Genomic DNA, 25,049 nt, shown 5'->3' with positions numbered 1-25,049 from the left:
ACCACTCAACTTTTTCAAGAAAGTTAAATTATAATTCGTGTTTTTCAAAATTGATTAAAATATATACAACACATCCATAGAAGATTCTGATAAATTGGAAGTTTTTTAGAATAAACGATAAATCAGTGTATTGATCCATTTTATGAAGAAGATGATTTTCAAGAACTAATTCCTCAAGGCATACAAATAACTTCATTTTGGTGTTCTTTGGAATTTGTTAACATCATGATACCTCAGCTATTTGAGGTTACAAAAGTTATCAAGAGATGAAGACTTAATCGGTTTAAATGAATAAAAAGAAAAGACATTGTTTAATGATTATTGGTTTTAAGATTTTACATTTATATTTAGGAAATGATTGGAACGTCAGGTGCGAGACTCCTGTGGGAAAAGAGGGAAGGGCGAGACCCCACAGGCGTGCAGAGGAGGCTCACCTCTCTCTCCACGGAAAGGGAGCATCCTGGAGTGTAAATCGACGAAGTACTTATTTTAAAAGACAGATAATGGAATTAAAAAAATGGCTATCGACTTTTCGACATCCTTAGACGTCTTAAAATTAGAGCTTCTTTTTAATTATTTTGGGTAAACTAAGCAGTAGGTTTTATTTTTGGTAAAATTAGAGATACAATGAAGATATTGGAAATAAATATGAGTAAATAGTATTTGTCTAAGGAGGGTTCAATTTGAATTTGTTACAGTACAAAAATAGTGATATTAACGGTATTAAACTACATGTGGTAACAACTGAAAAGTTTAAAACAAATTCGATTACATTAAAAGTACGTGGAAAACTTGAAGAAGAAACTGTATCATATCGCGGAATTTTACCTTATGTATTGCAGAGTGGAACAAAAGATCTTCCTACCAATGGTGAAATTAGAAGAAAATTAGAAGAATTATATGGGGCGACCTTTTTTGTAGACGTATCAAAAAAAGGTGATTATCATGTTATGTCATTTACAATTGACATTGCAAATGAAAAATACCTTTCAAATCAAGGTTCATTATTGAATGAAGCGCTATTGCTTATTGCTTCTATTTGGCAAAATCCATTTTTAGAAAATGGGGTATTTTCAGCTAAGCATGTTGAAACTCAAAAAAGAACACAAGTACAACGAATTCAGTCCATTAATGATGATAAATTGAAATATGCAAATCAACGACTAGTGGAAGAAATGTTTAAAGATGAACCTTATGCCTTACTTGCGAATGGAAAGACAGAAGATGTCAATTCAATTACAGCTGAGTCACTTTATAAGTACTATGAAAAAGCTTTGCAACAAGATTTAATTGATCTTTATATAGTTGGAGATGTTGCATTTGACCAATGTAAACAATTAGTTGAAGAGAACTTTAGAAACACAACTAATGGAAAATTAACAGTTGATACAACAAAAGCAACGCCAGCCGATTCTCCTAATGAAGTAATAGAAGAGCAAAAACTAAATCAGGCTAAACTACACATCGGTTATACTACTGGGATTTCGATTAAAGATCCAGATTACTTTGCACTTCAAGTATTTAATGGTCTTTTTGGCGGTTTCTCTCATTCAAAATTATTTATCAATGTTCGAGAAAAAAATAGCTTAGCATACTATGCTACTTCTCGTTTTGAAAGTCATAAATCAATTTTAATGGTCATGTCTGGTATAGCTAGTGAAAATTATGATAAAGCAACAACAATTATTGCTGAACAACTTGAAGAAATGAAAAAGGGAAATTTCACTGATGAGGAAATTGGTCAAACAAAATTAGTGATTAAAAACAGTCTACTAGAAAGTATGGACACTGCTTATGGAATCATTGAAACATTATTCAATGACCAAGCTGCGGGAAATGAACGCCCGATCGAGGACTGGTTCCCTGAAATCGAAAAAGTTACTAAAGATGAAATTGTAGCTGTAGCTAATAAAATTAAACTTCACACAACTTATTTCTTAAAAGGTCAGGAGGGAGCATAATGGAAAAAAAGTATTTTGAACAATTGAATGAAACGCTTTATTTCGAGGAGCTTGAAAACGGATTAAAAGTATATATTCTTCCTAAACAAGGCTACAACAAAACATATGCGACCTTTACAACTAAATACGGTTCAATTGATTCTGAATTTATTCCTTTAGGAAAAGATGAAAAATTAGTTGTACCAGATGGGATTGCTCATTTTTTAGAGCACAAATTGTTTGAAAAGAAAGATGGGGATGTATTCCAGGTTTTTAGTAAACAAGGAGCCTCTTCTAATGCGTTTACAAGTTTTACACGAACTGCTTATTTATTTTCAGCAACGAATAATGTAGAACAAAATTTAATGACTCTAATTGATTTTGTTCAAGATCCATATTTTTCTGATCAAAGTGTTGAAAAAGAAAAAGGGATCATTGGTCAAGAAATTAAAATGTACGAAGATAACCCTGATTGGAGACAATATTTTGGGATGATTGCAAATTTATATGGTAAACATCCTGTTAGAACAGATATTGCTGGTACGGTTGAATCAATTTCAAAAATTACAAAAGAATTACTTTATACTTGTTACGAAACTTTTTATCACCCAAGTAATATGTTGTTTTTTGTTGTAGGTCCAATAGACCCTGATAAAACAATGAATTTAATTAGAGACAACCAAAGCAAAAAAACTTTCAAAGATGCAAATGAAATAAAGAGATTTTTCCCAGAAGAAACTCCTGAATCTGCAGAAAAGAAAAAAGTGTTACATATGAATGTACAATCATCGAAAGTACTAGTTGGTGTGAAAGACTTTTCCGCACCTAAAGGTGGAAGCGAATTATTAAAACATGAATTATCAATTTCGGTATTACTTGATTATTTATTTGGCAAAGGCTCAAATACGTATCAACAAATGTATGAAGATGGTTTAATCGATGATACATTCTCATATGATTACTCTGCAGAAAATGGTTTTGCTTTTGCAATCATAGGAGGAGATTCTACTTCACCTGAAAAACTTTCTGAAAAAATAAAAGAAGTATTATTAGACTCAAAAAATCATCAGTGGGAAAAAGAAATTGTCGATCGCGTAGTTAAAAAGAAAATTGGCGGATTCTTACGCTCATTAAATTCTCCAGAATATATCGCTAACCAATTTACTCGATACGCGTTCTTAGATATGCATTTATTTGACATCGTATCTGTGTTACAATCTATTTCTGTAGAGGATCTAAAAGAAAGTGCTAGTCATCTAATAAATGAAGACTTTATGAGTGAATTTTTTGTTCTTCCTCATTGAATGAATTAAAAGCATCCTTTTTGGGATGCTTTTTGAAATTTTAAAAATTTAAGGGTTTATAAAGAATCTAAGTGTAATATGTATTAAAAAAATTTTAAGAGCTTTCCTCCCTTCTCTTTTACCTTTATATTTCTTAATACTCTTTAAGCCTGCATTAAAACCTCGAATAAATGGAGATTATAATAAATGAGAAAAAGAATTCTAGTAATTGGAGCTAGTGGTGACATTGGCTTAGCAATTTCGAAAAAATTAATCAATGAAAAATATGATTTAGTTGTCCATTATAACAGTAAGAAAGAGCCACTTAATGAACTGTTCGAATTGGCTAATGAGATTGACGTAAATTGCCAATTCGTTCAAGCTGACTTATCAGTTAAAAATGGAGTTGAAATGTTAACATCACAAATCATTGATAAAATCGATTCAATTGTTTATGCATCTGGTTTTTCAATCTTTGGTTTGATTAACGATGTAAGTGATGAAGAGATTGATCGAATGACTCAACTACATATCAAAAGTTTGATCAAGGTAGTCAATCATTTTCTTCCTAATATGGTGGCTAAAAAATCTGGCAGTATAGTCGTTATTTCGTCTATATGGGGACAAATTGGTGCTTCATGTGAAGTATTATATTCAACTACAAAAGGTGCTCAAAACGCCTATGTAATGGCATTAGCTAAAGAATTAGGGCCAAGTGGAATAAAAGTAAATGCTGTTGCTCCAGGTGCCGTAAAAACGAATATGTTAAATTCCTTTAGTGAAGAAGATTTAAAAGAAATTGCAAATGAAATTCCAATGAATCGTTTAGCTCTTCCTAGTGAAATTGCGAATACTGTAAATTACCTAATTTCCGAACAATCTTCTTATATAACTGGCCAAATTCTTGGAGTAAACGGTGGTTGGCATACTTCTTAGTAAAATTTCGAGTCGAAAGTTATTTATTTCACATATTTTACCTTTTATATTATGGCGAAATCGTTTATTATTAAATGGAGAGTTAAGTAGTTAACAAATAGGGGGTATAGGTATGGAGTTAATCGAATGGTATTTTGAGTATGAAATACATAAGAATCGCCCTGGACTACTTGGAGATATTGCATCGCTAATCGGTATGCTAGGGATTAATATTTTAACAATCAATGGTGTCGACACAATGAAACGCGGCATGTTACTTGGCTGCGATAACGATGACCAAATTACTAGATTTGAATCAATTTTAAATACTATGGACAATATAACAATAATTAAACTTAGAAAACCAACTCTAAGAGATCGTTTAGCTGTAAGACATGGCACTTATATTCAACGTGACGTAGATGATAAAAAGACTTTTCGCTTTGTCCGCGATGACTTAGGTATGCTTGTTGATTTTATGGCAGAGTTATTTAAAATGCCAGGCCATAAGCTAATCGGAATTAGAGGAATGCCTCGTGTTGGTAAAACTGAATCAGTTGTAGCAGCAAGTGTATGTGCAAATAAACGCTGGTTATTTGTTTCATCAACATTAATTAAACAAACATTAAGAAGTCAATTAATAGAAGACGAATATAATTCAGATAATGTATTTATTATTGATGGCATTCTTTCTCATAGAAGAGCAAATGAGCAACATTGGCAATTGGTTCGCGAAATTATGGCAATGTCTTCTGTGAAAGTAGTAGAGCATCCTGATGTATTTGTACAGCAAACTGAATACTCTTTAGAAGATTTTGATTACATAATAGAATTAAGAAATGATGAAAATGAAGAAATTAAATATGAACTTGTAGACCAAATGGATAAAAATGGACACAACTCGTTCTCAATGTTTGATTTTTAAAGTTAGTTGGGGTGTAACTTGTGACAGAATTAGGAAAATATTTACGAGAAGCAAGAGAAGCGAAAGGCTTATCAATTGACGATGTACAAGAGTTAACGAAGATTCAGAAACGTTATCTTGAAGCAATTGAAGAAGGTAATTATGAAATATTGCCAGGGCAATTTTATGTTCGTGCATTTATTAGACAATATGCAGAAACAATTGGTGTTGACGTTTCTGGATTTCTAACTGAAAAGCCAGTGGTAGAGGAATCAACTGTGGCAAATACAGTAGAAGAAGTAAAGCATGAAGAGATCCCTAGTAGATCATCAAAGCTTAAAGAACCATTAAGCAATGTTAAGTCATCACGAATAATGGATTATTTACCAAGGATACTAGTAGCGATTCTTATCATTGGAATCTGCATTGCTATTTATATGATGTTCCCATCAAAAAATGATGAAAAATCTGCGGATACGAATCAATCTCAATCTAACTCTAATTCTGAAATTGAAAAACCAAAAAATAATGCGCTAGATCAGGCTAAAACGAATAATACGAAAAAAACAGAGAAACCGAAAAATGATGTGACTGAGCAAACGCCAGCGCAAAAAATTACGGTTGACTCTGCAGCGGGTAAACGAACTACTATTTCTTTATCTGGTACGGATGTATTTAAATTAGAAGTAGTTGCAAATGGTGAAAGTTATGTGGATTTAAAAAATGCTGATGGAAAAATGTTCTATTCCGGAATTTTAAAACAAGGACAAACTCAAAACTACGACTTAACAGATGAAAATGAAGTAACTGTAAATATTGGTGCTTCTAATAATGTTGAGCTAAGAATTAACGATGAGGTATTTAAATATCCAGTTAGTCCAACAAATGCTGTTCACCAAAAGATTACGATTAAAAATTTAAAAATGAATCAATAGTCATCTTTAAGATGGCTTTTATTCATTTATTATAAATGCTTCATTTTTAGAAAGTTTTGGAGGGTTTTACCATGAATTTACCAAATAAGATCACAGTGTCAAGGGTTTGTCTAATTCCATTATTTATGATTGCCGTTTTAATAGATTTTGGATGGGGAAAAGTTACATTAATTGGTGATTCGATACCAGTTAATCATTTAGTAGGAGCTGCAATTTTTATCATTGCCTCTGTTACTGATTTTATAGATGGTTATTACGCAAGAAAATATAATCTAGTTACTAATTTTGGTAAGTTTTTAGATCCACTTGCTGATAAATTACTTGTTTCTTCAGCATTAATTATCTTAACTGATTTTCATTATGTTCCTGCGTGGATTACGATTGTCATAATAAGTAGAGAGTTTGCTGTAACTGGTTTACGAATGATTTTAGCTGGCTCTGGAGAAGTCCATGCTGCTGCAATGCTAGGTAAAATTAAGACTTGGGCTCAAATAGTTGCGATTTCAGCATATTTCTTACACGACTTCCCATTGAATTTCTTACCATTTTCGATTGCGGATGTAGCACTTTGGGTCGCATTATTCTTTACAGTATATTCTGGTTGGGATTATTTTTATAAAAATAGAGATGTTCTTCTTAAATCAATGTAATTAATAATATAGGGGGAAATGATATGAAGCGTGCTGAAATCATCGCGGTAGGTACTGAGCTACTTTTAGGCCAAATTGCAAATACAAACGCTCAATTTTTAGCAAAACATTTATCTGCATTAGGATATCACCATCATTTCCAAACAGTTGTAGGAGACAATTCCGATCGACTTAAAAGTGCATTAGAAATTGCTTCATCAAGAAGTGATTTAATCATCTTAACTGGTGGGCTTGGACCAACAAAGGATGATTTAACGAAAGAAGTTGTCTCTGAATATGTTCAAGAGTCACTTGTTTATCATGTTCAATCACTAGAGTATATTGAACAATATTTTATTAAAGTAAATCGACCAATGACTGAGAATAATAAAAAACAAGCATTAGTCATTAACAATGCACATGTTTTGTTAAATAAAAACGGTATGGCACCTGGAATGGTTTATGAAGCGAAAGATAAACAATTTGTATTATTACCAGGTCCACCTAAAGAAATGATTCCGATGGTCGAGAAAGAACTAATTCCTTATTTTTTAAAAGGAAAGGAAGCAAGTACGATTATTTCGAAAGAGCTTAAGTTTTTTGGCATCGGTGAATCGATTTTAGAAACTGAAATTCTTGATTTACTTGAAAATCAATCAAATCCAACGATTGCACCTTTAGCGAGTGAGGGAGAAGTAATGCTTCGAGTTACTGCAAGTGCTAGTAATGAACAAGAGGCAGAAAAACTAATTGGACAAGCTGAAGAAAAAATACGTGAGCGTGTTGGACAGTTTATATATGGTACAAATAATGAAAACTTGTTTACAGTTTTATCAAGAAAGTTAAAAGATTTTAAACTGACTATTTCTGCTGCTGAAAGTTTAACTGGAGGTCTATTCAGTAAAAGAGTGACAGATATTCCTGGTAACTCGTCCATTTTTAAAGGAAGTGTTGTTTGTTATTCTAATGAAATGAAACAAAAACTTTTAAATGTGCCATCAGACATTCTGAATAAAAATGGCGCAGTAAGTGAAGAGTGTGCAAAATCACTAGTTGAAAATATTCAAAGATTAACAGGAAGTAATATTTCAATTAGTTTTACTGGTGAAGCAGGACCGTCTACATTAGAAGATGTGCCAGTAGGAAAAGTATTTATCGGTATTAAAATTGGTGATTCTGAATCAATTGTTAAAGAGTTTCAATTCAGTGGCACTAGAGAACAAATAAGATTATCAAGTGTCAAAAATGGCGCGAACTTGTTGATTAAATTAATTAATTCAAGTTTTGAAAGTCAAGACTTATAAAATGAAATAGAATATTTTATAATATAAAAGCTCGGTTAATTTAGCCGAGTTTTTTAATTTTATAGTTTCGATATTAATAAAAATCTAGTTTTATAGACCGAAAAATACGAAACAAGCGTTTCTATTCTTTAAAATTTAAGTTTAAATACGAAAAATATCGAATAAACGTTCTATTTTTTTGTTGGCAAACGAACAAAAAACAGTTATTATATAGTTAAGAGATAAATGAATCCTGAAGGAGGAATCTAAATGAGTGATCGTCAAGCTGCATTAGATATGGCTTTAAAACAAATCGAAAAACAATTCGGTAAAGGTTCAATTATGAAACTTGGAGAACAAACTGACCGCCAAATTTCAACTATTTCTAGTGGATCGTTAGCACTAGATGTAGCATTAGGTGTAGGTGGATATCCAAGAGGACGAATTATCGAAGTATATGGTCCTGAAAGTTCAGGTAAAACAACTGTAGCATTACATGCAATCGCTGAAGTTCAAGCAAATGGAGGACAAGCGGCGTTTATAGATGCTGAGCATGCATTAGATCCAGTTTATGCTCAAAAATTAGGTGTAAACATTGATGAGTTATTATTATCTCAACCAGATACAGGTGAACAAGCACTTGAAATCGCTGAAGCATTAGTACGTAGTGGTGCAATTGATATTATCGTAATTGATTCAGTAGCTGCATTAGTTCCTAAAGCTGAAATTGAAGGTGAGATGGGTGATGCTCACGTAGGTTTACAAGCACGATTAATGTCTCAAGCATTACGTAAACTTTCTGGTGCAATTAACAAGTCAAAAACGATCGCAATCTTCATTAACCAAATTCGTGAAAAAGTTGGGGTTATGTTTGGTAATCCTGAAACGACTCCAGGTGGACGTGCGTTAAAATTCTATTCTACAATTCGTTTAGAAGTACGTCGTGCTGAACAATTAAAACAAGGTAATGATATTGTAGGTAACAAAACAAAGATTAAAGTAGTTAAAAATAAAGTAGCACCACCATTTAGACAAGCTGACGTAGACATTATGTATGGAGAAGGTATTTCTAAAGAAGGAGAAATTCTTGATATTGGATCTGATTTAGATATCGTTCTTAAGAGTGGTGCATGGTATTCTTACAATGAAGAGCGTCTTGGACAAGGCCGTGAGAATGCTAAGCAATTCTTAAAAGAAAATAAAGAAATACGTGATACGATTAAACAATCGATCCGTCTTCACCATGGTTTAGATAACCCTGTTACTGTAACAGAAACAGACGACGAAGAACAATTCTCTTTATTAAAAGAGTAATCATAAGTTAGTTTAAAACAACAGAAAAAATGTGGGCGCTTATTAAAAGTGCCTGCATTTTTTTATATCTAATATTTCTTATTTCTTTGATTTTCTAAAAAGTAATTATTGGATTTTCAAATGGCGTTAAATGGAAAATAGATAATAATTTCACGAATAAGAAAGAGCTGTTACAAACGGAAGGATAAACGACTCCTATAGAAATGCGACGTGAGACCCTAGAGGACCGAACGTGAAGAGTAAATCAAGTCACTCATGGTAAGTAGGTGTCCTGCATTGGAATCAGGCATACTTCTATTTTCAGGACATATCAAAAACACACACAATATCTATTTTCTTTTATATTTATAAGTAGTACTTCATAAATGAAAAATTCGATCAATTAACTTGCTAATAAAATCTTAATAAATAAATTAATGAATAAAATTTAGATTCTCATGTATGAAATCTAGTAAAAATGTAATAAATATTGATAAATCAAGTAAGTAAGCGATTTACAAGGCTTGACATCATTTGGTAAGAGATTTAATATTTAAGTGTATATTCTAAAAAAATATTACTATTTTGTGAAAAATGAAATGAAGTGTGCTGTATGTTGATGCAATTATTTATACAATATAACAGCCGACAAAAATGAAACTAACTAAATAGCAAGAGGAGGTGAAATCATGGGTGCAAATACTATAATTTTGATCATCTTCGCATTGCTTGCCACATTCGGAGTCGGTTATGCTGTCGGATTTTTTGTCCGTAAGTCCATTGCAGAAGCTAAAATAAATGGCGCAACTAATCATGCAAATCAAATTATTGAAGATGCAAAACGTGATTCAGAAACAATTAAAAAAGAAGCTTTATTGGAAGCAAAGGACGAAATTTACAATATTCGTACAGATGCAGAGAACGAAATTCGAGATCGACGTAGTGAACTACAAAAGTCAGAAAATCGTTTAATGCAAAAAGAAGAGAACTTAGATCGTAAAGATGAAGGACTTTCAAAACGTGAGTCTGTTCTTGAAAGAAAAGAGGAATCTCTTGTTTTAAAACAACAGCAGATAGAAGAAATGGAAAGCAAGATAGAAGCATTAATTGCTGCTCAACAAGAAGAGTTAGAGAGAATTTCTAGCTTAAATCGTGAAGAAGCAAGACAATTAATACTTACTAAAGTCGAAAATGAATTATCCCATGAAACAGCAATACTAGTAAAAGAAACAGAAGCTCGAGCAAAAGAAGAAGCAGATAAGAAAGCAAAAGATATTTTATCATTAGCAATCCAGCGATGTGCTGCAGATCATGTTGCTGAAACAACTGTTTCTGTTGTAAATCTTCCAAATGATGAAATGAAAGGTCGTATTATTGGCCGTGAAGGACGAAATATACGTACTTTAGAAACGTTAACTGGTATAGATTTAATTATTGATGATACGCCTGAAGCTGTAATATTATCAGGTTTTGATCCAATTCGTCGTGAAACTGCACGAATTGCACTAGATAAATTAGTACAAGATGGTCGAATCCATCCTGCACGAATTGAAGAAATGGTTGAAAAATCAAGACGAGAAGTAGATGAGTACATACGTGAAGTCGGTGAACAAACTACTTTTGAAGTTGGTGTTCATGGAATTCACCCTGACTTAATTAAAATATTAGGTCGTCTGAAATTTAGAACTAGTTATGGTCAAAATGTGTTAAAGCATTCGATGGAAGTAGCGAACCTAGCTGGACTTATGGCTGCTGAACTTGGTGAGGATACAAAACTTGCAAAACGTGCAGGTTTACTTCACGATATTGGTAAAGCAATTGACCATGAGGTAGAAGGAAGTCACGTTGAAATCGGTGTTGAATTAGCAACGAAATATAAAGAACATCCAGTAGTTATCAATAGTATTGCATCTCATCATGGAGATGCTGCGCCAACTTCTATTATTGCAGTTCTTGTAGCTGCTGCAGATGCATTATCTGCTGCAAGACCAGGTGCACGTAGCGAAACATTAGAAAACTATATCCGTCGTTTAGAAAAGCTTGAAGAGATTTCTGAATCATACGAAGGTGTAGAAAAATCATTCGCTATTCAAGCAGGTCGTGAAGTACGTATTATGGTAAAACCAGATACAATTGATGATTTACAAGCTCATAGATTAGCGAGAGATATTAGAAAACGTATAGAAGATGAACTGGATTATCCAGGTCATATAAAAGTTACGGTTATTCGTGAGACTCGAGCTGTCGAGTATGCAAAATAAAGTGGTATATGCCACTTTATTTTCTTTTTTGTAACAAAATAAAGTATTTTAAAAAGCTCCAACTAATACATATCTGAAATGAATCTTAGTTGAATGGCATAGATGAACGATTCAGATTGTGCTAGTAATGGGGCTTTTCGTATTTTTGGGTAATCTAAAAGTAAAATCAGTGCTGTGTATTTGTATTTACAGTGGCAAGTTGGAAGGAAGTAACGAAATGAGAATAATGTTTATAGGCGATGTAGTTGGTTCAAATGGTAGGGCAATGGTAAAGGCTAATATTCAAGCTTTAAAAAGGAAATATAATCCTTCAGTAACGATCATAAATGGTGAAAATGCAGCGCACGGTAAAGGAATAACGGAAAAAATTTACCGTGAATTTTTAGAATTAGGTGCTCAAGCAGTAACACTTGGTAACCATGCATGGGATAAAAAGGATATTTTTGAATTTATTGATCAAGCAAAATACTTAGTTAGACCAGCTAATTTCCCTGAAGGTACACCTGGTACTGGATTAGTATTTTTAAATTTTAATGATGTTGAAATAGCTGTTATAAATTTACAAGGTAGAACATTTTTACCACCACTTGATTGTCCTTTTAAAAAAGCTGATGAGCTAATAAAAATCGCTAAAAAACGAACAAACATCATTTTTGTTGATTTTCATGCTGAAGCAACAAGTGAAAAAATTGCTATGGGCTGGTATTTGGATGGAAGAGTAACAGCGGTTGTTGGTACTCATACACATGTTCAAACGGCTGATGAGCGAGTTTTACCTGCTGGTACAGCGTTTATTACGGATGTTGGAATGACTGGTCCATATGATGGGATTCTAGGCGTTACGAGAGAAGCTGTTATTAAAAAATTCTTAACGAACTTACCAGTGAGATTCGAAGTAGATGAAGGTAGAGGTCAGCTAAGTGGTGTGATCATCGAATTAGACAAACAATCTGGGCTGGCAAAATCGATAAAAAGAATACAAATAAATGATGATCATCAAGAGCTATAATATTAATTAAAAGAATTGTGAAAATTTTTAAAAAACTTTTAAATATTTGCAGGAATAACTTCTTGTTATCGAGAATAGTTTTTATTGTACACAATAATAGCTTTGTAAGTACAAGGAGGATCAGGAATGGAAATATTAAAAGTTTCAGCAAAGTCAAACCCTAATTCTGTAGCAGGAGCACTTGCAGGTGTATTGAGAGAGCGTGGTTCAGCAGAAATTCAAGCAATTGGTGCTGGCGCGTTAAACCAAGCTGTAAAAGCAGTTGCAATTGCAAGAGGATTTGTTGCACCAAGTGGTGTAGACCTTATTTGTATCCCTGCATTTACAGATATTCAAATCGATGGGGAAGAGCGTACAGCGATTAAATTAATCGTAGAGCCTCGTTAATAATAACAACCTGTTAGCCTAAAGCGACAGGTTGTTTTATTTTTAATTCAAGAAAGATTAAGTGGTAGCGAGTAAGATTACGCAAATTTGTAATTAAAAAGTGGAGCTAAGACTTTAACTCCGACTTAAAGCTCGTCAATCGACGAGTTTTTTTTTCGTATAATTATTACTTTTATTATTGAATTTATTAATATGTTACACTAATTTCAATAGTTAAAAAAATGGAAGGGTGTTAATTTATGAAAGTTTTTGATGCTCATTGTGATGTATTGATGAAATTACTAGAAAAGCCTTCGATCAATTTTGAAAATGATGATTCACTACAAGTTTCAGTTAATCGTTTAAAACAAGGGAATAGTAAAATACAATGTTATGCCATTTATATTCCCGAAAAAGTACATAAACTAATCAAATTTGATGCAGCTCTTCAATGTGTCACGCTTTTTTATGAAAAAGTAGCAACAGAAGATAATCATATAAAAGTAATTCGTACAAAAGAAGATGAAGTTGGATTAAAAAGTCACGAAATGGGTGCTATTTTGACGCTAGAGGGCTGTGACGCGCTTTTAGGTGATATTAATCGCTTAAAGATATTGCATCGTCTAGGCGTACGTAGTGTCGGTTTAGTATGGAATTATGCAAATGAAGCTGCAGATGGAATTCTTGAAGAAAGAAATGGGGGGTTAACTAATTTTGGAAGAAGTGTAGTTCATTACTTAAATGAGCATAATATGTGGTGTGATCTTTCTCATTGTACTGAAGCCGCGTTTTGGGATGCATTTGAACAAGCAAAATATCCAACTGCGACTCATTCAAATGCTAAAGCGATTTGTAAACATCCAAGAAATTTAAATGATGAACAGCTAAAGGCTATGTTTAATAGAGGAGCAATTGTAGGAATTAATTTCTATCCTACATTTTTAGTCGATGAAGGTGTCGCAATGATTTCTGATATTCTTAAACATATCGATTATATGTGCTCTCTCGGTGGAGAAAAATTTATCGCGATGGGATCAGATTTTGATGGAATAGATACTCATCCAACAAATTTACATCATGTAGGTCTTTATCAAAATTTAACAAATGAATTGCTTAAACACTATACAGAACAGCAGGTTAAAGGCTTTATGTATGAGAATTATTCATCATATATACATTACAAATAACACGTTACTTGTTCAGAATAATAAAAATATAAAAATTAAAGGAATAATTTCTTTCAAAATCATTGATTTTTTTGATTAATAGGTCTAGAATTGAAAGCGAATTAACTCATATCAAAAGATATGTTTTAAATCGCTTTCATTCTTTTATAATAAAATGAATGATATGCAAAAAAATTATCCATTTATAATTTAATTTATTACGAATGAGGGCATTCAAAGGGGTGTAGGAAATGATTGAACAACTTTCGTGGAAAGTTGGAGGACAACAGGGTGAAGGTATCGAAAGTACAGGTGAGATTTTTGCAATTGCGTTAAACCGTTTAGGTTACTACTTATACGGATATCGTCATTTCTCTTCTCGTATTAAAGGTGGTCACACTAATAACAAAATTCGTGTAAGTACAACTGAAGTTCGTGCAATTTCAGATGACTTAGATATTTTAGTAGCATTTGACCAAGAAACAATCGATGTAAACTTTTATGAATTACGCAAAGGCGGTATTGTAATCGCTGATGCTAAATTTAATCCGACAATTCCAGATTCAACTGACGTAACACTTTATTCAATTCCATTTACAGAATTAGCTACTGAACTAGGTACTTCATTAATGAAAAACATGGTTGCAGTTGGAGCTTCAAGTGCAATTTTAGGACTTTCAATCGAAGTTTTCAGAGAAGTTGTAGATGAAATTTTTGGTAAAAAAGGTCAACAAATTGTTGAGAAAAACATAGAAGCAATAGCACGTGGAGCAGAAGAAATGAGAGAAATGCTTGGCGTGAATGTAAATAAAATGCAATTATCAGAAGCTGATGGTAAAAAACGTATGTTCCTAATCGGTAACGATGCAATCGCAATGGGTGCATTAGCTGGTGGTTCTCGTTTTATGGCAGCGTATCCAATTACGCCAGCATCTGAAATTATGGAATACTTAATTAAAAAATTACCTCAGTATGGTGGAGCAGTTATTCAAACTGAAGACGAAATTGCTGCATGTACAATGGCAATCGGTGCTAACTATGCTGGTGTTCGTACATTAACATCATCTGCAGGTCCTGGTCTTTCATTAATGATGGAAGCAATCGGCCTTTCTGGTATGACTGAAGTTCCTTTAGTAATCGTTGATACTCAACGTGGTGGTCCAAGTACTGGTCTTCCAACTAAACAAGAGCAATCAGACTTAATGGCTATGATCTACGGAACTCACGGTGAGATTCCGAAAGTAGTAATCGCTCCAAGTACAGTAGAAGAAGGATTCTACGATATGGTGGAAGCGTTTAACGTAGCTGAAGAATTCCAAGTACCTGTTATCGTAATTACAGACTTACAACTTTCTTTAGGTAAACAAACTGTTGAGCCACTTCAATTTGAAAAAGTACAAATTCGCCGTGGTAAGTTTGATTACAAACAAGAATTACCTGTATCTGAAAACAAAGAGTACTTCAAACGTTATGAAGTGACTGAAGATGGCGTTTCTCCTCGTGTAGTACCAGGTATGAAAGGTGGAATTCACCACGTAACTGGTGTTGAGCATGATGAAATGGGTAAACCATCAGAATCACCAATTAACCGTAATCAACAAATGGATAAACGTATGCGTAAGTTAAATAACCTAAAATTCCCTAACCCAGTGTTAGTGAACTCTAAACACGACGATGCTGATGTATTACTAGTTGGTTTCAACTCAACTCGTGGTGCGATTGAAGAAGCAATGGTTCGTTTAGAGCAAGATGGTATCAAAGTTAACCATGCTCATATCCGTCTAATTCACCCATTCCCAACAAACGAATTAATGCCTGAGCTTAAAAAAGCTAAACGTGTAATCGTTGTTGAAAATAATGCTACTGGTCAATTAGCAAGCATTATTAAAATGAATTGTGGTCATGCAGAAAAGATTTCAAGCTTACTAAAATATGATGGAAATCCTTTCTTACCAAAAGAAATTTACAATACTTGCAAGGAAGGAGTTGTTCTAAATGGCAACATTTAAAGAATTTCGTAATAATATTAAACCAAACTGGTGCCCAGGATGTGGAGACTTCTCTGTACAAGCATCTATTCAACGTGCAGCGGCAAATGTTGGTTTAGAACCTGATAACCTTGCAGTAATTTCTGGTATTGGATGTTCTGGTCGTATTTCTGGATATATTAACTCATACGGTTTACATGGTATCCATGGTCGTTCACTTCCAATTGCACAAGGTGTAAAAATGGCTAACCGTGATCTAACTGTTATCGCTTCTGGTGGTGACGGTGATGGATTCGCTATCGGTTTAGGTCATACAATCCATGCAATTCGTCGTAACATTGACATTACGTATATCGTAATGGATAACCAAATCTATGGTCTTACAAAAGGTCAAACATCACCTCGTAGTGATGTAGGATTCAAAACTAAGAGTACGCCACAAGGTTCTGTTGAATCTGCACTTTCAGTAATGGAAATGGCATTAACAGCTGGTGGAACATTCGTAGCTCAAAGTTTCTCAAGTGATTTAAAAGAATTAACTTCATTAATTGAGCAAGGTATTAACCACAAAGGTTTCTCTTTAATTAACGTATTCAGCCCATGTGTAACTTACAATAAAGTAAACACATATGACTGGTTTAAAGAAAATCTTGTTAAACTTTCTGATGTTGAAGGATATGATCCATCAAACAAAGAAATGGCTATGCAAACATTAATGCAAAATAAAGGTTTAGTAACTGGTCTTATTTACCAAAACAAAGAACAAAAATCATACCAACAATTAATTTCTGGATACAGTGAAGAACCATTAGTTGAATCAGAACTTCAATTAGAAAAAGCACAATTCGAAAAAATAGTTGCTGAATTCATGTAATAAAAAGAAAAACTCCTCATTTTTTGAGGAGTTTTTTTTATTTTACATATAGACATGCTGATAATTTATTATGAAGGAGAATCCCGTTAGATGTTGAAGTAATTTGTAGTTAGGAGTGTTTTTGATGATGAATATTAACATAAGAAGACCAAGAATAGAGGACATTAAAGAGTTAAATCAATTTTTTAAAATAGTGATTACTGACACTTTTATAAAAGAAGGTATTAGCAATCAGGTGGAAAGTATGAATGATGAAATCGAAACGAAAGGAAAATATTTAGAAAATGATTTTGAAAGTAATGGAGAAGAACGATATTTTTTGATTGCACTAGATAACGAAAAGATTATTGGTTCGATTGAATTTGGTCCAGCAAGTGATCTTATTAAAAATTGTACAAACCATGCATTAAAAGGGCTACCTGAGGTCGGTACTGTATTTGTACATCCGGACTATCAAAAAAATGGAATAGGGAATTTATTATTAAATAAAATGTACATTACTTTACAGAATAAAGGGATAGAGGAATTTTGTTTGGATAGTGGCTATACTAATGCCCAAAAAATCTGGAAAAAGAAATTTGGAGAACCTGATTATTTATTAAAGGATTATTGGGAAGAAGAGTATGATCATATGATTTGGAAAATTAAAGTCAGTGATATATTAAAATAGCAATATAGAGGAGATAGGAAGTGATTTCACATTTTATATCGTTCTGAGCTATGATGATATACGAAGTAGGAGGTATTTAAACTTCGGTTTTCATTTGTAGTTGATATGAGCTTTTTTAAAGAAAATTAGCAAATTTGTATTCGATTTAGTAAGCATTAGAGCTTATTTGTTTGTTTTTAATCTAAAAGCATCTACTATTGTACAATTATTAAGCCATAATACCTTAACGGGTATAGGTAATTTTTAATTTTATTTGCAGTTCTACCAAATTTAATTGCAGATTTTCCTTATTTTATTTGCGATTTTCAGATTTTATTTGCAAACTACTGTTTATTGCCAAATTTCATCATTTTTTTGTACAGATTGAACCCTTTATTTGCATTTCCAAAAATCTTATTTGCTGCCTAGACATTGTTTATCACTACTCTATAAATCTACGATTTTGCTAACATTTTACGATTCTCTAAGAATATTTCCCATAATAAAAAATGGAGGGTTTCTATTTGGGACATCCTCCTTTTTTAATTACAGAGTAACGCTTAAATGAATTCCTAAATTAAATAATAGGCAAATAAAGGAAATCGCTTGATATTATCGAATTTCTTTAATAAAAAATAATTGAAAGGAGAAAAATCTTGTTATCCTCACTCGTACCTGCTTTAATAACTTTTATTTTGGTAAGTATTCTTTCACCCTTTTTAATTGCTACGTTAAGAAGATTGAAGTTGACTCAACCGATAAGAGCGGAATTACCAGCTGAACACCATAATAAAAAGGGCACTCCTTTAATGCTGGGAAGTATATTTTTGATTGGTATTTTAGTAGCTTTCCTTAATTATTCAAGTCCACTTATGCTTTTTTTAGTCGGAACTTTTATTTTATTCAGTGTTGTTGGTTTTCTTGATGACTTTTGGAAAGCATCAAAACAGGATCCAGGAGGAATATCAGCTAAAACAAAACTAGTTTTTCAATTTTCTTTTACTATATTTTTACTTATTTTATTAATTAATTTTTTTGAAATAGACACAACCTTTCGGATTACGGATTCTATAAGCATCTTTTTACCATTATGGGTTTATTTGGCCCTAATCACTTTATTTATTGTAGGATCAGCTAATGCTATTAATTTTACTGACGGGATGGACGGACTCCTTGGTATGGTATCAATCCCTACTTTCTTTTTCTTTTTTCTGATTTCAGATCATATTGAAGTGAAAATTTTTAGTCTCATAATGATCGCTAGTTTAGCAGGTTTTTTAATTTATAACCTATATCCAGCTAAGGCATTTATGGGCGATACCGGTTCAATGGCGATTGGTGGTTCTTTATCTTTCTTAGCGATAATTGAAAAAGTAGAAATCTTGATTCCAATGTTGTTTTTTATTTATTTAGCTGAACAGTTTTCTGTTATTTTTCAAGTTTTCTACTTTAAAAAAACAAGAAAAAGACTATTTCTTATGGCCCCTATACATTTTCACTATGGAATTAAATATGGTTGGTCAGAAAATGTCATTGTCATGAATTTTACGATTGTTTCCTGGATAGGTTGTTTCCTAAGCTACTTATATTTTTATTTTTTTATGTAATGTATGAACCCACAGTTATCATACTGAGTATTTTTAATTTAAGAGGATCCTTTGATGGATTCTCTTTTTATGTTGAAAAAGGTGTTTTTTAAGACTTCGAGGGGGCTCGGGTCACGTTCCAAGAGTGAGTAACATATATTGAAAATCAACATTCTTCTATTAATAATTAAAGCGCTTTATTATTTAAAGAATTGTTTTTTTAATAATGAATAAAATTATTCAAATATACTACTATTATCAGCTTTCTTTTTTGCGTAACCCACATTGTATATTGTAGAATAACGTTATATACTTAAGTAATGTGTGGACGCTCGAGAAGAAAGGAGATTGTTTCATGAATGAACAACAACGCCTTCAAGGCACTAATATAAATAATTCAAAAGATAAAAACGATAAAGATTATAGTAAATATTTTGAAAAAGTTTACCAAGCTCCATCTTTAGCTGATGCAAAGCGTCGAGGTAAAGAAGAAGTTACGTATGATCGTGGTTTCGAAATTCCTGAAGAAATGAGAAATTCAGGTGTAGGTAAGAAATTCTTAATCCGTACTTATGGCTGTCAAATGAATGAGCATGACACAGAGGTTATGGCAGGTATTTTAACGACGATGGGTTATGAAGTAGCTACATCAGTTGAAGATGCTGATATTATTCTATTAAACACATGTGCAATTCGAGAAAATGCTGAAAATAAAGTGTTTGGTGAAATTGGTCACTTAAAACCGTTAAAACTTCAAAGACCAGATCTATTAATTGGTATTTGTGGTTGTATGTCTCAAGAAGAAGCTGTTGTTAATCGAATCTTACAAAAACATTCATTTATTGATATGGTATTTGGTACACATAATATTCATAGATTACCATTTATTATTCAAGAAGCGATGTTTAGTAAAGAAATGGTTATTGAAGTATGGTCAAAAGAAGGGGATGTAATCGAGAACCTTCCAAAAGTACGTCGTGGAGAAATTAAAGCTTGGGTTAATATTATGTATGGCTGTGATAAATTCTGTACTTACTGTATTGTTCCTTACACACGTGGTAAAGAACGTAGTCGTCAACCAGAGGATATCATTAATGAAGTACGTGAATTAGCTAGACTGGGCTATAAAGAAGTTACTTTATTAGGTCAAAATGTTAATGCTTATGGTAAAGATTTAGATGATGGTCAATATGGATTAGGTCATTTAATGGATGAAATCCGTAAAATTGGCATCCCACGTGTTCGCTTTACAACAAGTCATCCACGTGATTTTGATGATCATTTAATAGAAGTATTAGCAAAAGGTGGCAACTTAATGCCGCATATTCATTTACCAGTTCAATCTGGTAGTTCTGAAGTTCTAAAACTAATGTCACGTAAATATGATCGTGAACAATACCTTGAACTTGTAAGAAAATTAAAAACAGCAATGCCACAAATTTCATTTACAACAGATATTATTGTTGGATTCCCAAATGAAACGGATGAGCAATTCGAAGAAACAATGACATTATATGAAGAAGTTGGTTTTGATTTAGCATTTACATTCATTTATTCACCACGTGAAGGTACACCGGCTGCAAAAATGGTAGATAATGTACCAGAGAGTGTGAAAAAGGAAAGATTACAACGTCTTAACAATCTTGTAAATGAAAAATCTGCTGAATTTAATAAACGTTTTGAAGGTCAAATACTTGATGTATTAGTAGAAGGAGAAAGCAAGAAAAACCCTGATGTACTTGCTGGTTATACTCCTTATAATAAACTTGTAAACTTTAGAGGTCCTAAATCAATCGTTGGTCAAATTGTAAAAGTAAAAGTTACAAAAGCTAAAACTTGGTCATTAGATGGAGAATTAGTAGAAGAAACAGTAGAGGTGCTATAATGGGAAAATATACAAAAACTGATATCGTTGAACGTGCAAAAGAATTAGCAGTAATGATTTCTGAAACAGAAGAAGTAGACTTTTTTAAACGTGCTGAAGCGCAAATTAACGAAAGTGAAACTGTAAGAACTTATATTGAAGAAATTAAGTCATTACAAAAACAAGCAGTTAATTTAGAGCACTGGGGTAAGAAAGAAGCACTTAAAAAAGTTGAACAAGAGCTTGATGAATTAAACGAAAAACTAGAAACAATTCCAGTTGTACAAGAATTCCAATCTTCCCAAGTAGAAGTTAATGATTTACTTCAATTAATCGCTCACACGATCTCAAATGGTGTGACAGACGAAATCATTAAGTCAACAGGTGGTAACTTATTAAGCGGTGAGACAGGTTCAAAAGTAGCTCATGGACCGGATGCTTGCAAAACAGATAGCTGCGGCCATTAATAAAAAAAGACTCAAGGAAGCAATTAATTTTGCTACCTGAGTCTTTTTTTTATGTAAAGCTAATAAAGTAATTACTAAATAGCCTAAATATCATAATTTTATGTTTATTTTTTAAATTATTCAATTTAGAGTCAACTTTATTAGGCTGTCGTCATACAATTTATCATCACATGTTTTTTTAACTTGTATAAAAGAATTTTCATGTCATTAACACATTCCGCATATGTCACGCATAGAATGAAATGAAAATGGAACGAGGAGGGTCACACCTATGTCTGAACGCGAACATAGAGAGATTATAACGAAGGCAGTCGTAGGAAGAGGCAAGAAATATAACAAAGTCACACATACAATCACACCAAATCATACTCCATCAAGTATTTTAGGCTGCTGGGTTATAAACCATGTATATGATGCAAAAAAATGTAAAGATGGAGTAGAAGTATCTGGTAAATATGATATTAATATTTGGTACTCCTATGGTGACAATACGAAAACAGAAGTAGTTCCCGAGGCTGTTAAGTATCATGAAGTAGTAAAATTAAGACACAGAGATGAAAATTTTACTGGCGAAGATTGTGAAGTTATTGCTAGATCATTAAAACATCCAAATTGTTTAGATGCAATTATTTCTCCAAATGGAAATCGATTTATTGTAACTGTAGAGAAAGAAGTATTAGTTGAAGTTGTAGGTGAAACGAAAATAGTTGTACTTGTTGCACCACATGGTGCACACGACGATGACGAGTTCTTTGATGTAGATGATGAGTTTGAAGATTTAGATCCTGATTTTGTTTTAGAGGGCGAAGAAGAGTAAGCTAGGCTAGGAAGGTGATACTTCCTAGCTTTTTTAATTTATAAAGATTTTGCATTTCCAATTATAAATCAATAAGTTTTCTTTTTCTTAACTTTCGAACTTTCTAAGCCTTTTCGCAAAATGTGATATAATATGCGAAGAATGTTTTTTGATGGAGAGGATAGAATGGCAACTTATACGCCAATGATTGAGCAATATTTAAATATAAAGAAAAATTACCAAGATGCATTTCTATTTTTTAGACTTGGTGATTTTTATGAAATGTTTTTTGAGGATGCAATTAAGGCATCTCAAGTTTTAGAAATTACTTTAACCGGTCGAGCAGGAGGAACTGATGAACGAATTCCAATGTGTGGAGTACCATACCATTCTGCTGCTGGATATATAGAACAATTAGTTGAAAAAGGATATAAAGTAGCTATTTGTGAACAAGTCGAAGATCCAACGGTCGCAAAAGGAGTAGTTCGAAGAGAGGTTGTTCAGTTGATTACTCCAGGGACGCAAATGGAGGGTAGATCAATTGATGAAAAGCAAAATCATTATATCTCAACATTATCAGAAGTAACACCAAGTTCATATGCTTTAGCTTGGATTGATTTGACGACTGGTGAGGGCAATGCTCTATTACTTAGTGGTTCACTTGAAGAAGCAGTTTTAAAAATTGCAGCAACTGGTACAAAAGAAGTAGTTGTAAATGAAGATTTTTCATCTAAAGCGATTCAAACGCTTGAAAAAAGCTTTTCAATTACCGTTTCATTCGAGGAGAACGATCGTTTATCAGAAGAGTTTACAAATGTTGTAAAATCAATTGATCAAATTAGTTTAAAAACTACTGCCGCAAGATTATTAAATTATTTATCAAGAACACAAAAACGAACGCTTTCTCATCTTCAAGAAATAGTAGTTATTAATCAACATGATTTTTTAAACATGGACATGTATTCGATGAGAAATCTTGAATTAGTTGAAACACAACGTTCAAAAAACAAACAAGGTTCTTTGAATTGGTTATTAGATGAAACGAAAACAGCGATGGGTGGTCGGTTACTAAAAAAATGGATTCAACGTCCACTAGTAAGTACTAAACAAATCGAGCATCGTTTGACGATTGTGGAATTGCTAATGGATAACTATTTTATACGTGAAGACCTGAAGGAATTGTTAAAAGATGTATATGATTTAGAGCGCTTAGCCGGTAAAGTCTCATTTGGTAATGTAAATGCAAGAGATTTATTACAATTAAAACGTTCACTTCAAACAGTACCTTCAATTATTCATGCTTTAAAATCAATTAGTCATGAAACGATAGATGAACTAATTAATCAGATTGATCCATGTGAAGAGCTTCAAATGCTTTTAGAGAATGCAATTATTGAAGATGCGCCTTTATCAATTAAAGAAGGAAACATTATTAAAGATGGCTTTCATAAAACATTAGATGAATATCGATTCGTTAGTAAGAACGGTAAAAATTGGCTAATGGAATTAGAGCAAAGAGAAAGAGAAATTACGGGGATTAAGTCCTTAAAAATTGGATATAATCGAATCTTCGGATACTTTATCGAGGTAACTAGATCAAATATTAGTCAAATACCAGAAGGTCGTTACGAACGTAAACAAACGTTAGCAAATGCAGAACGTTTTATAACTGAAGAGCTAAAAGAAAAAGAAACGATGATTCTTGAAGCTGAAGAAAAAATGATTGGATTGGAATATGAGTTATTTATTTCAATTCGAGAACAAGTAAAACAATATTTATCTAGACTTCAAACATTAGGACAAGTAATTAGTCAAATTGATGTTTTACAAAGTTTTTCTGTAGTAAGTGAAAAAAATGGATATGTAAGACCAGCATTCACCGAGGAAAGAGAATATATCGTGAAGAATGGAAGACATCCAGTAGTTGAAAAGGTACTTCTAGGCTCAGAATATATTCCGAATGATACAAATTTCGATGTTGATACTCATCAATTTTTAATTACAGGACCTAACATGGCTGGTAAAAGTACGTATATGAAACAAGTAGCATTAATAAGTATATTGGCTCAAATTGGATGCTATGTACCTGCTGAATATGCGAAATTACCAATTTTTGATCAAATATTTACTAGAATTGGTGCTGCAGATGATTTAATTTCCGGGCAGAGTACATTTATGGTCGAAATGTTAGAAGCTAATTATGCAATCACAAATGCAACAGAAAAAAGTTTAATCTTATTTGATGAAATTGGTAGAGGAACATCAACATATGATGGAATGGCTTTAGCACAATCGATGATCGAATATATACATGATCATATCGGAGCAAAAACGCTTTTTTCTACTCACTATCATGAATTGACAGTATTAGCTAATCAACTTAAGTTCTTGAAAAATATTCACGTAGCAGCAAAAGAGCAGGATGGAAAAGTATTATTCCTTCATAAAATCTTTGAAGGTGCAGCGGATCAAAGCTACGGTATCCACGTTGCCGAATTAGCCAATCTTCCGAAAGATGTAATCATTCGAGCAAAGGAATTATTAAATGATTTAGAATCAAATAATCATTCTTATGTTAAAGAGGAAATTGAAAATACAGAAAAAGAGATTGTAAATAATCAAGTACCGAAAAAAGAAATTGTTAAAACAACCGATAAAGAGGATGCTGAATCTCAGTTAAGCTTATTTGACGATCATCAACCGATGGTTAAAGAAGTTGTTAAAAACCATCCTGTCATTGATCAATTAAAAGGAATTAATATACTAGAATTAAATCCAATGGAAGCATTTAATTTATTATATGAACTGCAAAAGCAAGCTAAAAAATAAAAGAAGGCCAAT

Annotated in this window: 20 protein-coding genes; all 20 read left to right on the top strand. The window is 32.6% G+C overall.

What is annotated here, in order from left to right; genetic code table 11:
* Positions 1-689 precede the first annotated feature (689 nt).
* Positions 690-1,961: an EF-P 5-aminopentanol modification-associated protein YfmF gene (gene yfmF / locus EP747_RS06605; protein ID WP_419179278.1), complete on the top strand. Its 1,272-nt coding sequence runs from the start codon at positions 690-692 to the stop codon at positions 1,959-1,961.
* The gene (yfmH, locus tag EP747_RS06600) at positions 1,961-3,244 is read left to right on the top strand and encodes an EF-P 5-aminopentanol modification-associated protein YfmH (protein ID WP_129689087.1); all 1,284 of its coding nucleotides are present in this window, start codon (positions 1,961-1,963) and stop codon (positions 3,242-3,244) included. The genes yfmF and yfmH overlap by 1 nt, the downstream gene beginning before the upstream one ends.
* Before the next feature lie 186 nt (positions 3,245-3,430).
* On the top strand, positions 3,431-4,159 hold the full coding sequence (gene ymfI, locus EP747_RS06595) for an elongation factor P 5-aminopentanone reductase (RefSeq protein ID WP_129689086.1): 729 nt from the start codon (positions 3,431-3,433) through the stop codon (positions 4,157-4,159).
* A gap of 112 nt (positions 4,160-4,271) precedes the next feature.
* Complete coding sequence (locus EP747_RS06590; RefSeq protein ID WP_097975425.1) at positions 4,272-5,063, top strand: DUF3388 domain-containing protein; 792 nt, start codon at positions 4,272-4,274, stop codon at positions 5,061-5,063.
* Between the two features lie 20 nt (positions 5,064-5,083).
* The gene (locus EP747_RS06585) at positions 5,084-5,977 is read left to right on the top strand and encodes a helix-turn-helix domain-containing protein (protein ID WP_129689085.1); all 894 of its coding nucleotides are present in this window, start codon (positions 5,084-5,086) and stop codon (positions 5,975-5,977) included.
* A 71-nt stretch (positions 5,978-6,048) separates the two neighbouring features.
* A complete protein-coding gene (gene pgsA, locus EP747_RS06580) occupies positions 6,049-6,627 on the top strand; it encodes a CDP-diacylglycerol--glycerol-3-phosphate 3-phosphatidyltransferase (protein WP_129689084.1) in 579 nt (192 codons plus the stop codon).
* Positions 6,628-6,650: 23 nt separating this feature from the next.
* Positions 6,651-7,910: a competence/damage-inducible protein A gene (locus EP747_RS06575; RefSeq protein WP_129689083.1), complete on the top strand. Its 1,260-nt coding sequence runs from the start codon at positions 6,651-6,653 to the stop codon at positions 7,908-7,910.
* Between the two features lie 249 nt (positions 7,911-8,159).
* Positions 8,160-9,203 carry a recombinase RecA gene (recA, locus tag EP747_RS06570; protein WP_129689082.1) on the top strand — a complete coding sequence of 348 codons (1,044 nt, stop codon included), beginning with the start codon at positions 8,160-8,162 and terminating at the stop codon, positions 9,201-9,203.
* A gap of 668 nt (positions 9,204-9,871) precedes the next feature.
* Positions 9,872-11,443 carry a ribonuclease Y gene (gene rny / locus EP747_RS06565; protein ID WP_129689081.1) on the top strand — a complete coding sequence of 524 codons (1,572 nt, stop codon included), beginning with the start codon at positions 9,872-9,874 and terminating at the stop codon, positions 11,441-11,443.
* A gap of 217 nt (positions 11,444-11,660) precedes the next feature.
* Complete coding sequence (locus EP747_RS06560; RefSeq protein ID WP_129689080.1) at positions 11,661-12,452, top strand: TIGR00282 family metallophosphoesterase; 792 nt, start codon at positions 11,661-11,663, stop codon at positions 12,450-12,452.
* 126 nt (positions 12,453-12,578) lie between these two features.
* Positions 12,579-12,839 carry a stage V sporulation protein SpoVS gene (gene spoVS / locus EP747_RS06555; RefSeq protein WP_044893696.1) on the top strand — a complete coding sequence of 87 codons (261 nt, stop codon included), beginning with the start codon at positions 12,579-12,581 and terminating at the stop codon, positions 12,837-12,839.
* Between the two features lie 239 nt (positions 12,840-13,078).
* A complete protein-coding gene (locus tag EP747_RS06550) occupies positions 13,079-14,005 on the top strand; it encodes a dipeptidase (RefSeq protein ID WP_129689079.1) in 927 nt (308 codons plus the stop codon).
* 230 nt (positions 14,006-14,235) lie between these two features.
* Positions 14,236-15,993, top strand: a complete 1,758-nt coding sequence (locus EP747_RS06545; RefSeq protein ID WP_129689078.1) for a 2-oxoacid:acceptor oxidoreductase subunit alpha — start codon at positions 14,236-14,238, stop codon at positions 15,991-15,993.
* Positions 15,980-16,846, top strand: a complete 867-nt coding sequence (locus tag EP747_RS06540; RefSeq protein ID WP_129689077.1) for a 2-oxoacid:ferredoxin oxidoreductase subunit beta — start codon at positions 15,980-15,982, stop codon at positions 16,844-16,846. The genes EP747_RS06545 and EP747_RS06540 overlap by 14 nt, the downstream gene beginning before the upstream one ends.
* Positions 16,847-16,970: 124 nt before the next feature.
* Positions 16,971-17,516, top strand: coding sequence for a GNAT family N-acetyltransferase (locus EP747_RS06535; protein ID WP_129689076.1), 546 nt, complete (start codon positions 16,971-16,973; stop codon positions 17,514-17,516).
* A 635-nt stretch (positions 17,517-18,151) separates the two neighbouring features.
* Positions 18,152-19,102, top strand: coding sequence for a phospho-N-acetylmuramoyl-pentapeptide-transferase (gene mraY, locus EP747_RS06530; protein WP_129689075.1), 951 nt, complete (start codon positions 18,152-18,154; stop codon positions 19,100-19,102).
* Positions 19,103-19,436: 334 nt separating this feature from the next.
* Positions 19,437-20,966, top strand: coding sequence for a tRNA (N6-isopentenyl adenosine(37)-C2)-methylthiotransferase MiaB (gene miaB, locus EP747_RS06525; RefSeq protein ID WP_129689074.1), 1,530 nt, complete (start codon positions 19,437-19,439; stop codon positions 20,964-20,966).
* Positions 20,966-21,412, top strand: coding sequence for a RicAFT regulatory complex protein RicA family protein (locus EP747_RS06520; protein WP_129689073.1), 447 nt, complete (start codon positions 20,966-20,968; stop codon positions 21,410-21,412). Before miaB ends, EP747_RS06520 begins: the two co-directional genes overlap by 1 nt.
* Positions 21,413-21,683: 271 nt before the next feature.
* On the top strand, positions 21,684-22,229 hold the full coding sequence (gene cotE / locus EP747_RS06515) for an outer spore coat protein CotE (RefSeq protein WP_129689072.1): 546 nt from the start codon (positions 21,684-21,686) through the stop codon (positions 22,227-22,229).
* 165 nt (positions 22,230-22,394) lie between these two features.
* Positions 22,395-25,037 (top strand): DNA mismatch repair protein MutS, encoded by a 2,643-nt coding sequence (gene mutS, locus EP747_RS06510; protein WP_129689071.1) that lies wholly within the window; start codon positions 22,395-22,397, stop codon positions 25,035-25,037.
* The last annotated feature ends 12 nt before the right edge of the window (positions 25,038-25,049 follow it).

It is taken from the genome of Gottfriedia acidiceleris (assembly GCF_004138285.1).
GTDB lineage: Bacteria > Bacillota > Bacilli > Bacillales > Bacillaceae_G > Gottfriedia > Gottfriedia acidiceleris_A.
This window is presented reverse-complemented; position numbering and strand designations above follow the sequence as displayed.